This window comes from Psychromonas aquimarina ATCC BAA-1526, assembly GCF_000428725.1.
GTDB lineage: Bacteria > Pseudomonadota > Gammaproteobacteria > Enterobacterales > Psychromonadaceae > Psychromonas > Psychromonas aquimarina.
In genome coordinates this window covers 360,160-377,687 of record NZ_KE386793.1, presented here as the reverse complement: position 1 = coordinate 377,687, position 17,528 = coordinate 360,160, and the positions used below count along the sequence as shown (strand labels likewise).

The 17,528-nt window shown below is 42.4% G+C and carries 15 protein-coding genes; 6 read left to right on the top strand and 9 right to left on the bottom strand.

The window, feature by feature from the left end:
- Nucleotides 1–9: 9 nt before the first annotated feature.
- Both G337_RS0125085 and G337_RS0125080 read right to left on the bottom strand, forming a co-directional pair.
- Nucleotides 10–1,353: an MATE family efflux transporter gene (locus tag G337_RS0125085; protein WP_028866283.1), complete on the bottom strand. Its 1,344-nt coding sequence runs from the start codon at nt 1,351–1,353 to the stop codon at nt 10–12.
- 57 nt (nt 1,354–1,410) lie between these two features.
- Entirely contained in the window at nt 1,411–1,992 is a 582-nt protein-coding gene (locus G337_RS0125080) for a TetR/AcrR family transcriptional regulator (protein WP_028866282.1), read from the bottom strand.
- 124 nt (nt 1,993–2,116) lie between these two features.
- Between G337_RS0125080 and G337_RS0125075 the strand changes: the two genes are divergently transcribed.
- Both G337_RS0125075 and G337_RS0125070 read left to right on the top strand, forming a co-directional pair.
- Nucleotides 2,117–3,160: an alkene reductase gene (locus G337_RS0125075; RefSeq protein WP_028866281.1), complete on the top strand. Its 1,044-nt coding sequence runs from the start codon at nt 2,117–2,119 to the stop codon at nt 3,158–3,160.
- A 305-nt stretch (nt 3,161–3,465) separates the two neighbouring features.
- Entirely contained in the window at nt 3,466–5,190 is a 1,725-nt protein-coding gene (locus tag G337_RS0125070; protein ID WP_028866280.1) for an ankyrin repeat domain-containing protein, read from the top strand.
- 194 nt (nt 5,191–5,384) lie between these two features.
- On the opposite strand, the gene G337_RS0125065 is transcribed toward G337_RS0125070, so the two are convergent.
- From G337_RS0125065 to G337_RS0125050, 3 genes are all read right to left on the bottom strand, one after another.
- On the bottom strand, nt 5,385–7,301 hold the full coding sequence (locus G337_RS0125065; protein ID WP_028866279.1) for a bifunctional metallophosphatase/5'-nucleotidase: 1,917 nt from the start codon (nt 7,299–7,301) through the stop codon (nt 5,385–5,387).
- A gap of 285 nt (nt 7,302–7,586) precedes the next feature.
- Nucleotides 7,587–8,432, bottom strand: coding sequence for a DnaJ C-terminal domain-containing protein (locus tag G337_RS0125060; RefSeq protein ID WP_028866278.1), 846 nt, complete (start codon nt 8,430–8,432; stop codon nt 7,587–7,589).
- A 297-nt stretch (nt 8,433–8,729) separates the two neighbouring features.
- Nucleotides 8,730–9,089, bottom strand: a complete 360-nt coding sequence (locus tag G337_RS0125050; protein ID WP_028866277.1) for a hypothetical protein — start codon at nt 9,087–9,089, stop codon at nt 8,730–8,732.
- A gap of 562 nt (nt 9,090–9,651) precedes the next feature.
- On the opposite strand from G337_RS0125050, the gene G337_RS0125045 reads away from it, so the two are divergent.
- The gene (locus G337_RS0125045) at nt 9,652–10,347 is read left to right on the top strand and encodes a metal-dependent hydrolase (protein ID WP_028866276.1); all 696 of its coding nucleotides are present in this window, start codon (nt 9,652–9,654) and stop codon (nt 10,345–10,347) included.
- Between the two features lie 99 nt (nt 10,348–10,446).
- On the opposite strand, the gene G337_RS0125040 is transcribed toward G337_RS0125045, so the two are convergent.
- Nucleotides 10,447–11,193 carry a dienelactone hydrolase family protein gene (locus G337_RS0125040; RefSeq protein ID WP_028866275.1) on the bottom strand — a complete coding sequence of 249 codons (747 nt, stop codon included), beginning with the start codon at nt 11,191–11,193 and terminating at the stop codon, nt 10,447–10,449.
- Between the two features lie 184 nt (nt 11,194–11,377).
- Nucleotides 11,378–12,211, bottom strand: coding sequence for an MYG1 family protein (locus tag G337_RS28060; protein WP_051303623.1), 834 nt, complete (start codon nt 12,209–12,211; stop codon nt 11,378–11,380).
- A gap of 183 nt (nt 12,212–12,394) precedes the next feature.
- Between G337_RS28060 and G337_RS0125030 the strand changes: the two genes are divergently transcribed.
- Nucleotides 12,395–13,075 carry a hypothetical protein gene (locus G337_RS0125030; protein WP_028866274.1) on the top strand — a complete coding sequence of 227 codons (681 nt, stop codon included), beginning with the start codon at nt 12,395–12,397 and terminating at the stop codon, nt 13,073–13,075.
- A 109-nt stretch (nt 13,076–13,184) separates the two neighbouring features.
- Here the strand turns inward: G337_RS0125030 and G337_RS0125025 are convergent, their stop codons facing one another.
- Together G337_RS0125025 and G337_RS0125020 are read right to left on the bottom strand one after the other, a co-directional pair.
- Nucleotides 13,185–14,243 carry a 3-deoxy-7-phosphoheptulonate synthase gene (locus G337_RS0125025; RefSeq protein WP_028866273.1) on the bottom strand — a complete coding sequence of 353 codons (1,059 nt, stop codon included), beginning with the start codon at nt 14,241–14,243 and terminating at the stop codon, nt 13,185–13,187.
- A 158-nt stretch (nt 14,244–14,401) separates the two neighbouring features.
- Nucleotides 14,402–15,262 carry a LysR family transcriptional regulator gene (locus tag G337_RS0125020; protein WP_028866272.1) on the bottom strand — a complete coding sequence of 287 codons (861 nt, stop codon included), beginning with the start codon at nt 15,260–15,262 and terminating at the stop codon, nt 14,402–14,404.
- A 247-nt stretch (nt 15,263–15,509) separates the two neighbouring features.
- On the opposite strand from G337_RS0125020, the gene G337_RS0125015 reads away from it, so the two are divergent.
- Complete coding sequence (locus G337_RS0125015; RefSeq protein ID WP_084605644.1) at nt 15,510–16,307, top strand: outer membrane lipoprotein-sorting protein; 798 nt, start codon at nt 15,510–15,512, stop codon at nt 16,305–16,307.
- A 1-nt stretch (nt 16,308) separates the two neighbouring features.
- Nucleotides 16,309–17,511, top strand: a complete 1,203-nt coding sequence (locus G337_RS0125010) for a hypothetical protein (RefSeq protein ID WP_028866270.1) — start codon at nt 16,309–16,311, stop codon at nt 17,509–17,511.
- Nucleotides 17,512–17,528: the final 17 nt, after the last annotated feature.

Here is a 17,528-nt window from a genome sequence, read left to right as displayed (position 1 = left end):
CAGATGAATTTATTTAACTAAAGCTGCATTATGTTCAAGCCGGGTAATCGTTCGCCGGTAAAAATACCAGGCGGCCAGCCCTGCCAGACAGTTCCCTATTAATGCTCCGATAAACAGCCCTTTTATCTGGGCAATTTGAGCACCTAACCATAAACAAGGCAGGAAAAAAGCAAACAGCCGCAGTGCGGAAATAAGCAGTGCATCGCCTGATCTGGCTAATGCATTGGACACTGAAACCATCAGCATACAAATGCCTAGAGGGCCGAGACTAAAGGGTACAAATGTTAGGTGCCAGTTAAGAATGCTCTCCACATTCTGTTCACTGGTCATTAAAGCCGCCAGCTGCGACGAGGAGATTAAAGTCAGCAGCGCAATCAGCAGCTGCAGCGCTAAAATAAACCGACAGGCAATACTGACCAGCTGACGGATAGCAGTAATTTTTCCGGCACCAAGCAGACGGCCGATCATAGGCGGCATGGACATTGTCAGAGCCAGCACAGCCACAATAGCAAAAAACTCATATCGTGATGCCAGCGCCCAGGCGGCAACGGAAGCGGCACCATAGCCGGCAATCAGTTTTGTTGCCAGCATCGAAGACAGAGGCGGCAGCAGCTGACTTATCATTGCCGGTCCCATAATTTTTGTAATGGAATTTATACTGGCGGATAAATCCAGTCCCTGCCAGTCAAAGCTTGCCCAGTGTTTCTGCACCACCTTTGGAGCAACTACCAGAATACCGCAGCTGAACGCAATAATGGTAGCCGCAGCGGCCCCTTTAATGCCCATATCTAAAGTGAAGATAAATACAGGATCCAGCACTAAATTTACCGCACTGGTAACCATCATCATAATACCGGGTAGGAATGTATTGCCGTTAGCACGGCAGACACTGTAATAAAAATATAAAACAGCTCCCACCCAGGCACTCAGCAGCCAGTAAGGCCAGTAGACATCAATCACCGCATAAACAGGCGGCGGCGCACTTAACATAGACAAAATTGGATGACGCAGCAGCCATAAAACAATAGCGATCAGTGCCACCCCGGAGGATCCCATTATTAAGACTAAACCGCCGAGTTGTCTGGCATAGGTATGTTTACCTGCACCTAATGCACGCGCAATAATAGCCGTTGTCGCAATTCCCAGGCCCACTTGAATACCAATGACGACCATCTGCACCGGCATGGTAAATCCCTGGGCCGCTAAAGGAAGTACACCAAGCTGACCGATAAAAGCACTGTCGACTAACTGAAAACTCATTAACGACAGTACGCCGAACAGCATAGGCCAGGTCATAGTAAATAACTGCCGTGCCAGTGAATCAGCGGGTTGTTGTGTTTCTGCTAAGTGCATAAATAAACCGTTTATATTTTAGGTTATCAGACTGCGGTAACTGATTGAACAGCGGTATCAGGCACATATATCCTGATACAGCTGCTCAGCCAGCTGCTGCAGCACTTCAGGCTGAGGATGTGTATAGGCAAATGTTCTTAACCCGTATATGCCCATCACAAAATAACGCGCCAGGTGAGCGCTGTCTCTGTCGGTTTTAAGCTCTCCACATACTTTAGCCTGTTCAAACAGAGCGGCTAACGCATTCTGCCAGTCAGCAAGACTGCTGCTGATAATATTACGGATTTCATCATCCTGCCCCGCTATCTCACTGAGCGCCTTAGTCAGTAAACAGGCTTTAGCCGCCTCACAGCTTAAACACTCTGTGACGATATTGTCTAAATAATTTCTCAGCGCGCCTAATACCGGTTGTGAGCCGTCAAAAAAACCTTGAAACTCAGCATTTCTATCCTGGTTATACTGCTCTAACGCAGCTAGTAACAAGCCGCGTTTATTGTCAAAAGCACAATAGATGGAGCCGGGATGCAGCCCGGTTGCACGGCTCAGATCCTGCATACTTGTTTTAGCATACCCTTTGTCCATAAAGGCGGTCATAGCAGAGCGTAATACTACTTCTCGATTAAATTCAGCATTTCTCATTTTTTTACTCTCTGAGTGTATCTGCGGGCATTATACGCAATTTTGAATGTTTGTTCAAAATAATACTTGAATGATCATTCAAACAGCAGTATCTTGAATAAACATTCAAAATAGAGAGAAGCTTATGACCAGTAACCTGTTTCAATCCTATGCACTAAATAACAGCATTAAACTAAATAATCGTATTTTGATGGCGCCGCTTACCCGCTGTATGGCTGATGAAAATCTGGTGCCGACACAAGCTACGGCGGATTATTACGGTCGCCGTGCTGAAGCAGGTCTGATCATCTCTGAAGCGGTTCTTATCCGCCCTGACGGTCAGGGTTATCCGAATACGCCGGGGTTATTTAACCAGGCACAGATAAACGGCTGGCTTAAGGTGACCGAAGCCGTGCACCGTAACGGCGGCAAAATTTTTGCCCAGTTATGGCATACCGGCCGTGTTGCTCATCCGCATTTTTTCGGCGGTGGTGATGTTATCGCACCTTCGGCTCTTGCCGTTGAAGGCACCGTGCCCCGCATGCGTGAATTAACCTATCAGGTTCCAAGAGCTGTCAGTGACGCAGATATTAAAGAGCTTATCGAAGATTATGCTCAGGCGGCGGCTAATGCGATTAAAGCGGGATTTGACGGTGTTGAGATCCATGGTGCTAACGGTTATCTTATTGATCAGTTTCTGCACCATGACAGCAACCGGCGCAGCGATCAGTACGGCGGCAGTCCTGAAAATATGTCACGTTTTGCATTAGCAGTGGTTGATGCTGTTAGTGGACGTATCGGCAGTGATAAAACCGCACTGCGGATCAGTCCGGGAGCTTATATAAATATCGGCACCGACAGCCGTGATCGTGAAGTATTTGATTATTTATTAGCTGAACTTGAACTGCGGGATCTAGCTTTTCTGCATATTGGTATTTTTGACGACAGCATGCAGTTTGACTATTTGGGAGGCAGTGCTTCCAGTTATGTTCGTGCTCATTACAATAAAACACTGGTAGGAGTCGGCAGTTACACAGCAGAAACCGCAAGCGCCGCTATTAATGACAATAAGTTTGATTTAATTGCAGTCGGCAGACCATTTATCGCCAACCCGGATTATGTCAGCCGAGTCCGCCAGGGTGCAGAACTCGTTTCCTATTCCGATGAGATGCTGGCCAGCCTGGTTTAGTGATATTAAATAAGGCATAAGTTGACGTAATACCCTAACGTTATACAAAATGTATGGACAGCCCTTTACGCTCGCAAACGGGAAAAAGCGAGCGTAGGAATTTTTACTAGCTTAAGCGCTTTGGGGCAAAAACCGCTTCAGCTTTTTCTCTAATCCAAACTTATTCCGTCTTAATTTTTTGTCTAACTTTTTGCTCTGTAATAATTATTTTTTAATTACATAGAGTATGATATTTCCTTTAATATTATTATGTAAAAAATAAAAGGTAGGGCATCCATGCCTTTTACTCCCCTAAAAGGAAAAATATGTCTGAATCATATTTAGTCTCTGAAATTTATATAGCCGACCCTATAACTCGCCAACATTTTATTGATAAAATTCCAATAAAATTAGAGCCATTTTTAATAGAAGGCGAAGAAGTTTCAGTTCAAGATATTTATGTCGATGAGGTTATTTCACTCAATTTGATGGGCAGCAGATATAGTTCACTAGACACTCTTTATAGAAAATGGCTAAAAAAGCATCATGTAGACATTGCGATAATTAACTTCACTAATGATGAGGGGGGAACTACTTTTGGTTTTCATGGCGGTAAAAAAGTTTCTTTTAAAAAAGCCTTGAATCTTATGAGTGATATTTCCCGGAGAGTTGAAACAGGTATAACCTTTCAGATGCCAGAAAAAAAGATAATGAAATATCTCAAAGCAAATGATGTTAACCCAGTTGAGATTTTTCAAGGCTGGAAACACATTGACCGACTTATTTGTAACGGTGATTTAAAAGCTATTGAATACTTTATAGATAAAGGGCTAGCTGGGAATTATATTGTCACAGATATTAGTTATTCTATTCCAAGACAAAGCTATCTACTTCATCGCATAAGCTATAAAGAAGGCTATCCATTGATTAAAAAGCTAATTAAGATGGGAACTAATCCCAATTTACTTGATGAGCTTGGAAATAATCTACTACATGGCATACATAGTATTGAATTTACAAAATTTTTAATTGATTCAGGTGTAGATGTAAATCAGGTAAATAAATCAAGACAAACACCGATGCTGTATCTTGCTGACTATTTTGGGAAATATTGCTCTAGCGAAGAAGTCGAGGATTTTTTGAGTGTTATGGACCTTCTCATAAATGCAAATGCAGTCCCAGATGTAGTAGATGAAAACGGTGCAGGTGTTTTACTTCATTGCCGGAATTTCCCGAGCATTCGAGAATGGTTTTTTGAGCGATTCCCTAATTTAGAAGAGCATGACCTATCTAAAGACAAGGAGGCTATAATCATCAAATTGATACCATCAATGCCAGAAAATATAGAGTTCTGGGAACAATGTCTAGACGAAAAGGTTTATACCCCTCTTTATAACGATATTTTGAAAGGTATTCTAATAGATACACCTTATGAAAGAACTACAAGTAATATAAATTGCCATGCTCTATTAAAGGCAACAATGTTAATAAAGCTAGCTTGTAAACGAGATGATTTAAACATTATTCATGCGTTAGAAAAGTTCGGTTTTCCTTTGTTGATGCCATCAGATTATTCGACAAATTCATACGAACTTGCTATTAAAAATAAAAGCTCAAACATATTAAAATACATGAATTCTAAAGGTGTTAATGAATCTTTAATTAATGAGTTAAAGATATCTATAGCAACGTGGATAGAACATATTTCTGAAGTTCTGAATAGCGGTCAACATTTTGATTTAAGCAACTTTTGCTCCAAGCGTTGGTTGGAATCTAATGAAGAACAATGGAAAAAATTAAAACCTGATGACAGGGCAACTACATTACAAGAATATTTTTTGGAAGTAATACAAAAACGTGACTTGAATACCTCTCCTCTTAGAGCAAAAAATAGTTGTTTCAATCAAATGCAGAATATCTGGGGTAATCAGCTTTTTATTACTCAAAGTGAGAATGGAGTTGCTTACTCAGATGGTGCTTATAAGTTTATTTCCAAGGAAGAACTATATGAGGCTTTAAACTTAAACTTTGAAGTTGGAATGTTCAAGTAAAGAAGAACACAAATTTACCGTTTGTCTAACTCTCTTGGAAGCGTTAGCACCTTAGCAAAATCGTTCAAACAGTGCATGATAAGTCAAATAAACTTTACTGGTAAGGAATTATGATTTTGCTCGCTATTGGGAGAAATCGAGCTGAAATGAAAAAGGGTTAACCGCAATGATTAACCCTTTTTAATTACAGAAAATTAATCCTGTTTATTAAGCGCTTTAGTAATAATGATATCACGCTCAATCTGACGTTTTTGCGCCTCACTGTCAGCCGCCGCTAATTGTGTCTGCAGCATTTCAATATAGGTTTTTAATGCCTTCTTATCGGCAAATGTTTTTCCCTTAACATTGATAGAAGCAACATTTGTATAACGCCCGTCGCGGCTCATGGGAACAGTGATCTTACCTGAATTAATCAGTGATTTAACAACTTCTCTTTGACTCTGATAACCAGATAAACCACTAAGCTTCCAGCGGTTCATTTTTTTGCCCTGATAAGTCCCTTTTTTTACTTCTGTTAAATAACGTGCGGTAAGGTTACGAATAGTACCCTGCTCTTCACCGTATTCAGCTTTAGTATCTGAAAGTACCGGGAAATCCCGTCCTTCAAGCACGCCGCCTTCTTTAGTCAGATGCCCCATACGGTAGCTGTTCATACCAAGACGGATCTTAGTGTTATCAGTCACCGCTTCACCGTCTGCAAAATACAGATCGGTAATACGCTGACCGGCAGGTTTAGTAAGATCAATACGGTAAGTCACACCGGCAAAAAAATCATTGGTAGAGTATTTAGAAGCACGGCGCTGCGCATTGAAGCTGTAAGTTACATCACCTTCCTGCACGCTGTTAAAGTAACCTGCAGACCATTCCATATAGGTTTTCAGCTCTTTACCTGTCATAGAATAAACCGTTATTTCACCGCCCGCATACTGGTAGTTATAAGCGATATCTTTTGCTTTAATCTGCCCGGCATCCAGCTGTGCATAGTCGTTATCGATCTGCAGCGCAATCACATTTGCTTTAGGAGCGTAGTGAAAACCAGCTTCCTGATACAAAGCACTGATGCCCGTATCCTGAATATGCACCTGTGGAATCCCGTGGATCTCGTTCTCAGGCACCAGATCTTCACCAGTTAATTCCGCCAGCACGCGATTAGCATTTTCACGCAGACGCTTATGATAAGGCTGGTACAAAGCTTCCATCTTCTTATCTGAAGCAATACCGTTTATTTTGTAGGTATAGCTGTCTTTATTAATTAATGAGAACCTGCCGTCGCGCTCTTCAAACTGCAGATCAATACGCGATAAAGCTCTGCCGTATTTATCAGGCTCAGTGATAATCACACCGTTAATTACCTCTTTATCAATCAGGGTATGCATATGGCCGGCAACAATCGCGTCAAGCTCCGGATTAGCCAGTGCAATATCACGCACTCCCGTATCCGCAATATTGTTCTCATTATCTATGCCCATATGGGCAACCAGAACAATAGCATCTACCTGATCATCGATCTCTTTTATCACTTTCTTAACTTCTAGCGAAGGATTACTGAAAGTCATACCGTCAAGACGGTTTGTACCGGCGGCAAAAACCTCCGTCATAGGTGTATCCATACCGATCACACCGATTTTAATACCGCCGCGTTCAATAATTGTATGCGCAGGCAGGAAAGGATTACCGTCAGCACGGGTAATATTACCGGCAAGAGGCTGTCCTTCAAACTGGCTAAGCGAACGGTTAAGTACTTTTAAACCAAAATCGAATTCATGATTTCCCAGCACCCAGACATCGTAGTTCATTTCGTTGAAACCCAGCATCATAGGAGAAACAGCTTCATTTTTAAATGTTTCAACAAAGTTCCCCTGAATCGTATCACCGGCATCAACCAGAATGATATTACTCTGCTGTTTGCTGATACTTTTCACTTTAGTAGCAATCTGGCTTAAGCTGCCGCGCATATTCGCTTTATCCGTCGCATAATCCCACGGCATGAAATGCCCATGCAGATCAGATGTACCTAAAATGGTTACATCAACAATATCACCGTCTGCAGCATAAACTGAACCGCTGAACACTGCGGCAAGTACCGCAGAGTATAAAAACGTTTTCTTCATTACTAACTCTCATTATTATTTATATAATTCAAAAAGAACTGTTCTTCGGTGCTTTTCACAATAACTGCTCAGAAGCACAGAGCGGCGCATTGTACTCTTTAAAATCAGATAATTATAAAAACAAACTCATAAATGAGCAGTTTTATGATATTTTTAGTTAGTCGTTGATAAAAAGGCGAGATATTACAGCGAGAGCATTACTATTTTATTAAGCGCGGCTTCAGTAAAAAGAAAAGGGTTAATCATGTGATTAACCCTTTTACGTTAAATCTACTGACTTATTATTTAAAGTGTTTCAGCTAACTGAGTAAGCAGAGTTTCCTGCTCTGCGGTTAGACTTGTCGGTGTATTAATTATTACTTCATAAATCAAATCGCCGCTGACATTACCCTTCATCGCCTTAATACCTTTTGACTTAATCCGGAATTTACGTCCGGTTTGTGTACCTTTGGGTATTTTGATATTGATATAACCGTCAAAAGTCGGCACTTTCATTGTACCGCCCAGTGCGGCTGTAGGAAAAGAGGTTGGAATCAGACAATGCAGATCATTACCTTCTCTTTTAAAAAGCTCATGCTCAATAAGATCAATTTCTACCAGCAGGTCTCCTCTCGAGGCGCCTAATGTACCAGGGTTGCCTTTACCAGGAATACGCACCCGCTGCCCCTGATCAATCCCGGCAGGAATAGTCACTTTCAGAAGCTGCGGATTATTAGGAAGCTTTACCTCCTTATGACAGCCGTTAACAGCCTCGTCTAAAGTCAACTCAACAGAATACAGTAAGTCGGTTCCTTTTTCCGGCCGGGGCTGATGCTGACGGCGCTGCTGACCGAACATATCACCAAAAATATCATTAAAACCACCGGAAGAGCTGTTAAATCCGGAGTGAGCAGAGCGCCGTTCAGGATCAAATGCCTGATGACCAAAATCATCATAATCCTGCCTTTTTTCCGGATCAGAGAGGATCTCATAGGAGGATTTCACCTCTCTGAAATTATTCTGAGCAACAGGATTATCCGGATTACGATCAGGATGGTATTTCATTGCCAATTTTTTATAAGCTTTTTTTATCTCTTTTTCAGTTGCACTTTTATTAACACCAAGCACTTCATAACAATCACGTTTTGCCATTTTCATATCTCAAAATTACAGCTTATACCCAAACTGCTTGGGTATATTACACATGTGCGGCGTATAAAAAACACCACAACCCGCACCTATTAAGGCAATTATAACTTAGTTAGACCTGAATTCGTGTGTTGTTTTTTTTCAGCGGCAAAAAGCACAAGTCATTCATAAGAAGAAAAATACCGGGGAAGTTATTTCAGAACAGATCATTTTCAGCAGATAATAAAAAAGGGCTGCCGCAGCCGGCATTATTTAAAACACCGGCTGCAGCTGCCCCTTTACTTCTCACACTTCGTGTTATTACATACTTGTAAAATCATGCATACGCAGTAAAGCATGCTTAATCACCGGTGCGGGTACTCGAAGCAGAATCTCTTCCGGTTCCATGTTATTAAATAACTCGCCGATGAAAACACAGGTATAAGTTAATGGTGCACTGTCAAATAACTTTGGGTTTGCAATGAAGTTACATCCGCGTGACGCCATCCACTCATGATTATCTTGTCCTGACATAAATCCTGAGTCTACTACCACATGCTGAAGCTTTGCTAATAACGCACCAATTTCTGCATCATTAGCATTAAAGTCATTGCTAATTTCAGCAACACAGTTAATTGAATCTTGATTTGGTAAAATTGCTAGTTGATGAATATCTTGCATTGTCTATGGGTCCTATAATTGGTTTATTATGAATAACGAAGACACTTTTTCCGTAAAATATGCTGTGACTTGTAATCTGCCCATGTTAACCGCCCGCCTGCAGCTGAAAATTCATTTAGTTACAATCTATAACCTAATGAACTGATTTGTTTAACTTATTCCTGCATAGACGAGCAGTGAACTTTCCCTATGAAGAGAACACTGTCTTTGTCTGTATATTAACTATCCATAGAGCAGGGTAAGCGTTTACATCTCAATATCTATCAAAGAGGTACTATTATGGGCTGTCTGGTTCATCCTTAAACAAAGCCTGCGGCGAGAATTACCCGCCGATATCCCTATAAGTTGTAAGCGTTTACATTTATACGCTTTGTTGACAATTAATTCAAGTAAATAGTTATGGAAAAATGACATTATAATGAGAATGTCATAATTTAGACTTTTGTTAACAAATACTTAAACAAATTATTGGCTCTATCACAGTGAATAAATATGAAAACTTAACGGCGGCTGATGTAATACAGAGTAGAATAGCGCCTGAATATTTTGACAAAGGGAAACCATGGCAAACTTTAATACCCATCTCAATACAGCAGCAGCAGCCACCGGCCTAACCTCTGCCGCGCTTTTATCAGCAGGACATATAGATCTTAACAGTGCACTGTGGCTTTGGTTTATAGGAACCGTCGGAGGTCTGCTGCCGGATATTGACTCTGACAATTCAACCTCACTGGACAGTCTTTTTGCTCTGTTTGCTTTAACCGTAATTCTGCTGGTGCTGCGCTTTATTACCAGCGGGCAGTTTAGAGAAATAAGTTTTACTGAGCTGATTATTATTCCGGTGCTAGTCTACGGCATCATGAAATATGTAATACGGCCGGTATTTGAAAAAATCACCGACCATAGAGGCAGCTGTCACTCACTGCTCTTTTTACTGTTATGCGCGCTGCTGACAACTCAGGTAACCTGGAGGTTAAGTCATGCGGACTCACAACACTCCGATATTATTGCCTGGCTTGCCGGCGGATTTGTTTTTCTCGGGGGAGTTATTCATTTATTGTTAGATGAGATATTCAGCGTAGATCTGCGCAATATAAGAATTAAAAGCTCCTTTGGAAGCGCCTTAAAACTGGCCGATTTTGACAATAAAATTTTAACCCTGCTGACGATTATTGCCGTTTGTGTGCTGCTTTACATTAGTCCAGCATCTGAAAACACCATCAGCATATTAACAAACTGGTCTAATTTTGTACTTTAAGCATAAATAAGTTAGCGTCTCCTGATACGCTAACTTATCCGCTGCAGCCCAAGTGAAAAACTGAGCGTATTTTCAACTCCCTGCTGTGTCTTAACAAAATTAATCTTCGCTTTTTAATGTCTCACGCAGATACTGAGTAAAGCGAGTCCAGGACTTTTTATCCGCATCAGCGTGATAACGTGCGGAGCCGAATACGGTAAAGGCATGCGGCGCCCCGCTGTAATTGGTCATTTCATGATTGATATTATTCTTTTCTAATTCAACGGCCAGCTGCGCATACTGTTCCATGGTGATATTGCTGTCAGCACTGCCGTGGAAAATTAACAGATTACCTTTAGTATGCTGATAATCTTGTCCTGGCGGCGTTTTAAGGCCGCCGTGAAAGGTAACAAAACCTTTTAAATCAGCACCGGAACGAGCATATTCCAATACAGCTGCGCCGCCGAAACAGTAGCCCATGGCGACGGCGTTATGACGGTCAGCACCTTGAAGTACAGCTGTATCTAAGGCCCCCTTGAGCAGTTCACGCATTTTCGTCCTGTCTTTATATAATTCTCCGGTATGCTGACGTTTATCTTTTACTTCAGTGGGACGAATGCCTTTACCAAAAAGATCCGCGGCAAAAACGCTGTAGCCTAACTCAGCCAGCATGTCAGCGCGGTTCACCTCATAATCGGTTAAGCCGTCCCAGTCGTGAATCAGTAATACTAATGGTGCTTGTCTGGAGGGAGTGACAAAATAGCCCTGATACGGTTTACCATTTACCTGATAAGTCACAAAATTACCAGCGGCATTAGCCGGCTGCATAACCATTAAAAACGCAGCTAATATTATTAATATCTTCATTTGTTTACTCCGCAGCTGTCAAAGCAAATTGTTTGTGTCTGTAACGTTAGTGCTGTAACTCTCCTCTGTCAAAGTCACAATAGGCAAGGATAATAATGAAAAAATGAGGCTAAAAACCTGCTTTTCTCAGGCAGTAGCAGATATATTTAAAGCGGAATTTACAGCTGTGTAAAAAACAATAATCTCAGTCACAGAGAATGGGGGAGTTTAAACGGCTCAGCATATTCAGCAGCGCCTCTTTACTGTTATAAACAGCAAAAAAACCGTTCTGATGAACAAATTCTGCTTTATCATCAGGTTGTAATTTTCTGTGAACAAGAACAAAACTATTCGCTTTGACAGCAGGGATTTGAATGCACCATTCATTTTTCTCTTTTACAAACCAGATCACGTGAGTAACCCTTGAGTAGCGGCTCTGACCATGGATTACAGCAGCCCAGTCAGGTGCATAGGTATCTAGAATAAGTACGCGGCATTTTCCGATAGTATAAATTTGTGAACGCTTAATGATTTTTTGTGTTTTTATTAGCCGTTCCTGTTTTCTTTTCAGACTGCCGATAAATTTGAGCGCAATTGCCAGCGCTTCATAAAATGCACTCTGCTGGCGGCCTGCATTAAAAACATCACCATGATTATAGGAGGCAATAATTTCAGCAAATGAAAAACCGGACATCTTTTTCACACCGCAGTCGTGTTTATCAACTGCATCAACAAAACGATCGATTTCTCTATTAGTTTCACCGCTCTGCTGTTTTATCCACTGCCAGACCAGTCCGGCACTTGAAACCTTGCCGTCCCGGATCTGGTGATGGTCAAAGCGGCGTTGTTCAGGGGCGTGAAGTCCTCCAACATCTAAAACAATATCGGCCTGATTAATAACCTCCATATCTCGAGTACGAATTATATTAAGACAGGGATAGTCAATGACTCCATAAAGGTGCAGTAAAGCAATTGCTGAGACTTCATCCGCATGGAAGGAACCGTTATGGGTAACAAGTTGTATTTTATCTACAGTCATTATTTTTCAGTTCTTCCAGAAAAGATAATTTACACCGATAGAACTAACCGGCCGTTTATAATTTTAGTAATAGAATCACGATCTGTCTGTAACTGCTCTAAAAAAGCTGCCGCCAGCTACATAAATATTAGGCATGATATTTGCTAACTATATGATTCTTAATTTTAAATAAGGTATCAGCAGATGACAGCGGCAGTCACATCACAAACACCTCAACCGTTATCAAGCAATATTGGTTATACCAGCAGCACAGAGGCGGCTTCCGCCGGCAAAGCGGTTGAAGCCGCGGGCAGTACTGCCCCGCTCAATAAAACAGCGGACGGAACTGCTGATGAAAGAGTCAGCTTCTCGAGCAGGGCAGTAAAAATTCAAAGCATTGCCTCAGATTTTTTCGGCAGCGGACAGCTTTCTATGGCTGATATACCTAAATATATTCAAAGACTGCAAAGCGATGGTTTTTTGACGGATCAGCAGGTAGAACGGCTTGGTTATTCAAAAAATGCACAGACAGATAAAGACACAGATGCTGCGGCTAAAGTTATCGATTTTATTGAAAGCTTTAAAGATAAAGTGAGCAGCCGGGATCCTGAAGATAATCTTCTCGGCACCTTAGACAGAGCCAAAAAGGTCATAGAAAACTTAGATTCAACAACAGGGAAATTAAACGCTTCCGATGTGAAAGTATCCCTGATAGAACTGACCGCATACCTCAATAGTGATCAGGCGGCACAATGGGACGAACAGGATCTGAATTCATTAAAGGATATAAAGAACATTGTCTCTGCCACTAATCAAATTCACTTTAATCAGACAAACTCTGCTGCGGCTAACCGCTACCTGCAGTTTTCAGGGGTTTCTTTTTAAATTGAAAAAATTAACAACAGTCGACAATCATGACTGATAAGTTAAAAACACACCGCAGATCATTTCACTGAAGAGACAATACTCAGGTGTGCTTTGATTATAATATTTATCAGCTCTTATGCATTCTGTCTCTGCTTGCATCAGCCAGTTCACGAAGCATATTTTCCGTATCACACCAGTTAATACATGCATCTGTAATACTTTGACCGAAAACCAGTTCTTTGCCGTCTTCCACGGACTGGCTGCCCTCTTCGATAAAGCTTTCAATCATCACGCCGGATATTGCGCGGCATCCGCTGCGCATCTGCACCATCACATCATGGGCAACATCCCATTGTTTTTTATATTCTTTAAAGCTGTTTCCGTGACTGAAATCAACCACTAAGCGCTGACTTAAACCTACTTTATCCAGCTCATTTACTGTATTGCGAATATCGGCGGCACTGTAGTTAGGTGTTTTGCCGCCGCGTAAAATCAGGTGGCCATAGGGATTGCCGGCGGTTTTATAAATAGTCATACGGCCGATTTTATCCGGCGAGTAAAAAATATGACGGGCTTTAGCTGAGCGCACCGCATCCATAGCAATTTTCAGATTGCCGTCAGTACCGTTTTTGAAACCAACCGGGCAGGAAAGTGCTGAAGCCATTTCACGATGAACCTGACTCTCTGTCGTGCGGGCACCGATAGCGCCCCAGCTGATAAGATCAGCGATATACTGACCGGTCACCATATCCAGGAATTCCGTTGCAGTTGCCAGACCCAGCTCATTAATATCAACCAGTAATTTTCTAGCCAGCTTAATGCCTTTATTGACGTTATTAGTCCCGTCCAGGTCCGGATCATTGATCAGCCCTTTCCAGCCGACAATCGTGCGCGGTTTTTCAAAATAAGTGCGCATCACAATACACAGCTCATTGGTAAACTCATCTTTGAGCTTTACCAGACGCTGAGCGTATTCAATAGCCGCCTCAGGATCATGAATCGAGCAGGGGCCGACAATAACCAGCAGGCGGTGATCTTCACCGGCTAGAATCGCTTCAACTTCTCTGCGGGCACGGGTCACCACACCGGCGGAACTGTCGGATATCGGACATTCTTCTGCTAATTCTGCCGGGGTAATAAGGTAGTCTAATCTTTCGGTTCGTAATTCATCTGTTTTTAATGGCATAGAATATTACTCAAGATAATAAAGTGAAGGCATATAGATACACCTTATCGAAAAATGTGCACAGATAAAAGTATAAAACTGTAACAAAAAGCTTTTACCCTCAGACAATTAGGCTAAAGCCCTATTAAGCTGTTTAACAGAGCCGCGCACTGGCGTGCTTAGCAGCTGTAACTGTCAAACTTATCTTTTATCAGGTCGGTAATTGCTTTGATCCGTTTAACCCCTCTTAAATCCGGATGGATAAGAATCCATACATCTAACGCCCCTTCAGCAAATTCCGCTGAGATCTGTTTTAGTTTCGGCTCTCTGTTTGCCAGACAGGGGATTAATAAACCGATACCGGCACCATTTTTCAGTAAACTGGATATTGATCCATAGGTGTTCACCACCAGTGCAGATGATGACTTACCGGAAAGCTTTTCCGCAAGTACTTCGGCTGGTGCATGTCGGAACTTTGGCGCCCAGCGCACCCAGGGATACTCAGACCAGTTTTTAGCTGGGTCAACGGGGTAATCAGCAGCGGCAAACAGCGCAACGGGCAGTTTGGCAACAGCTCTGCCGACCATATCTTGCGGAGGAGACTGGGCAACCCGCAGAGCAATATCCGCCTCTCTTCGAGCCAGATCCGCCACCTCAGAACTACAGGAGAGATGAATGTTTAATTTAGGGTGCTGCTGCGAAAAAGGCGCTAATAGTTCACAAAGCATCTCATTAAATGCATCCGGAAAATGGATATGCACGTCACCGCTCAGTTCAATATCCGCACCTTCAATTCTCCGTTCACTGCCAAGCAGCAGATCTTCCATTTCCTCAGCGGCTTCACTGATAATTTTTCCCGATGCCGTCAGTACATAACCGCCGGGTGTTTTTTCAAATAAGCGCGCTTGTAAACGTTTTTCTAAGACATCGATACGCCTTGCCACTGTGGTATGGTTAACCTCTAAACTTTTAGCCGCCTGCCTGATAGAGCCGCTTCGCGCTAAAGCCAGGACAAAACGTACATCATTCCAGCTATTCATAATCCCCTCCTGTATCAGCCGACAAAATTTCTGCTGCCGCTGAATATTTTAACATCAGCAGTAATTTTTTACGTGGTGCATTTTAGCACCACCAATGGTTACTTTTGATTATATATCATCCACAAGAAGTTAACTAAGATAAGCCTGAATCAATGTTAAGAACAGGTAAGGAATCCTCCAAATCATAGCTTAACAGTATAAACCGTCTTCACATGGCGGTTACTTTCAACACATTTAAGGAGTGAAAATATTGAACAAAATCAGCATCAATAAATTAGCGGCAGCCGCAGTGTTTACCCTGGTGAGCAGCGGCAGTTCTGCATTAACTCAAGAGCAGCAGGGTCTGCAGATATCGCAGCAGGTAAAACAGCATGATACGGGCTGGACAGACAGCAGCGCCGATATGTTAATGATTCTGCACAATGCACAGGGGCAGAAAAGCATACGTGAATTAAAAATAAAAACCATTGAACAATTAGAAGACGGAGATAAAAGTTTAACCACCTTCAATAAACCGCGTGATGTTAAAGGCACCGCGTTTTTAAGTTTTTCTCACCCGGTAGAAGCTGATGACCAGTGGTTATATCTACCGGCATTAAAACGGGTGAAACGGATTTCATCACGAAATAAATCCGGGCCGTTTATGGGCTCACAGTTTGCTTTTGAAGATTTAAGCTCCTTTGAAATTGAAAAATACAGCTACAAATATTTAGGTGATCAGGCAGTAAACGGTTTGGACAGCTTTATGGTTGAACAGTACCCCGCTGATCCGCATTCCGGTTATACGCGCCGTATCGTCTGGGTAGATAAAGAAGCTTATCGAATTCAGAAAATTGACTTTTACGATCGTAAAAACACCCTGCTTAAAACCTTAACTTATACAGGTTATCAGCAGTATCTTAATCAATACTGGCGAGCCGATACAATGAATATGGTTAATCATCAGAACGGTAAAAGTACCGAGCTGAAATGGAAAAACTACGTATTTAAAAGCGGCCTGAAAGACGGTGATTTTAACAAAAATGCATTAAAACGAGTACGCTGATATGTGGTTTAAATGGTCACTGCTCACCACCAGCCTGTTACTAAGCAGTACGGTTATCTGCGCAGAATTTGAAGCGAATGCCAAGGTCGGTGCAGACAGCCGCTATTTTTTTGAACAGGGCCAGTACCCTGAGCAGTTAGAAAATACACAGCCGGGTTTTTATGCCCAGGCGGAGATTTATTACGCCTGGAATAACAGTTCCGATTCAATCACATTTATTCCCTATTACCGCTATGACAACCAGGATGCAGAACGCACTCACGGGGATATCAGAGAGCTTTCTTATATCCATGTCAGTGAAGACTGGGAGCTGCGTGCAGGTATACGGCGTGTATTCTGGGGGGTGACTGAATTTCAGCATTTAGTTGATGTGATTAATCAGACCGATGCCGTAGAAGACATTGACGGAGAAGATAAACTCGGCCAGCTGATGCTTAATCTGTCCACAGTCAATGACTGGGGCATTGTCGACTATTATCTGCTGCCCGGCTTTAGAGAACGCACCTTTGCCGGACAGAACGGGCGATTACGCGGTCCGGCTGCTGTTGATACAAATAATGCTGTTTATGAGTCATCGGCCGGTAAACAGCATGTTGATCTTGCTGTTCGCTGGTCACACAGCATCGGCGATTTTGACCTCGGCAGTTACTGGTTTCACGGCACTAATCGTGAACCGCTTCTACAGCAGAGCACTCAGGAGCCCATAAGCTTAATCCCGTATTATGAACAGATGGATCAGCTCGGTATTGATATTCAGGCAACCAGTGGCGGCTGGTTATGGAAATTTGAAAGTATTTACCGCGACACGAGTAACGATAATTTTGCAGCTGCACAGGCCGGTTTTGAATATACCAGCGTCGGTATTCTCGATTCAGACGCTGACCTCGGCTGGCTGATGGAATACGCCTGGGATTCTCGCGGGCAGGCAAGTGAATCTTCCCGCGGCGCGGATCTGCAGAATGATCTGTTTGTCGGCAGCCGTATTGCACTTAACGATGTACAAAGCAGCGAGCTGTTAATTGGTTTTAGAACAGATATGGAGCACCACAGCAACACCTTTTTAATCGAGGCAAACCGGCGCTTCGGCGACAACTATAAAGTAAGTTTTGATCTGCGCCTGTTTGACAGTAATCAGCCGCAGGATTTCGTTTCCATGCTTAACAATGATGATCATATTCAGCTTTCCGTTGAACGATATTTTTAATCAATAACCAGGACACC

Coding starts and splice junctions, on each gene's coding strand:
- G337_RS0125050 (WP_028866277.1), bottom strand. CDS start 9,089: ATGCAAGATATTCATCAACTAGCAATTTTACCAAATCAAGATTCAATT.
- G337_RS0125085 (WP_028866283.1), bottom strand. CDS start 1,353: ATGCACTTAGCAGAAACACAACAACCCGCTGATTCACTGGCACGGCAG.
- G337_RS0125040 (WP_028866275.1), bottom strand. CDS start 11,193: ATGAAGATATTAATAATATTAGCTGCGTTTTTAATGGTTATGCAGCCG.
- G337_RS0125030 (WP_028866274.1), top strand. CDS start 12,395: ATGACAGCGGCAGTCACATCACAAACACCTCAACCGTTATCAAGCAAT.
- G337_RS0125075 (WP_028866281.1), top strand. CDS start 2,117: ATGACCAGTAACCTGTTTCAATCCTATGCACTAAATAACAGCATTAAA.
- G337_RS0125065 (WP_028866279.1), bottom strand. CDS start 7,301: ATGAAGAAAACGTTTTTATACTCTGCGGTACTTGCCGCAGTGTTCAGC.
- G337_RS0125025 (WP_028866273.1), bottom strand. CDS start 14,243: ATGCCATTAAAAACAGATGAATTACGAACCGAAAGATTAGACTACCTT.
- G337_RS28060 (WP_051303623.1), bottom strand. CDS start 12,211: ATGACTGTAGATAAAATACAACTTGTTACCCATAACGGTTCCTTCCAT.
- G337_RS0125080 (WP_028866282.1), bottom strand. CDS start 1,992: ATGAGAAATGCTGAATTTAATCGAGAAGTAGTATTACGCTCTGCTATG.
- G337_RS0125060 (WP_028866278.1), bottom strand. CDS start 8,432: ATGGCAAAACGTGATTGTTATGAAGTGCTTGGTGTTAATAAAAGTGCA.
- G337_RS0125045 (WP_028866276.1), top strand. CDS start 9,652: ATGGCAAACTTTAATACCCATCTCAATACAGCAGCAGCAGCCACCGGC.
- G337_RS0125010 (WP_028866270.1), top strand. CDS start 16,309: ATGTGGTTTAAATGGTCACTGCTCACCACCAGCCTGTTACTAAGCAGT.
- G337_RS0125070 (WP_028866280.1), top strand. CDS start 3,466: ATGTCTGAATCATATTTAGTCTCTGAAATTTATATAGCCGACCCTATA.
- G337_RS0125020 (WP_028866272.1), bottom strand. CDS start 15,262: ATGAATAGCTGGAATGATGTACGTTTTGTCCTGGCTTTAGCGCGAAGC.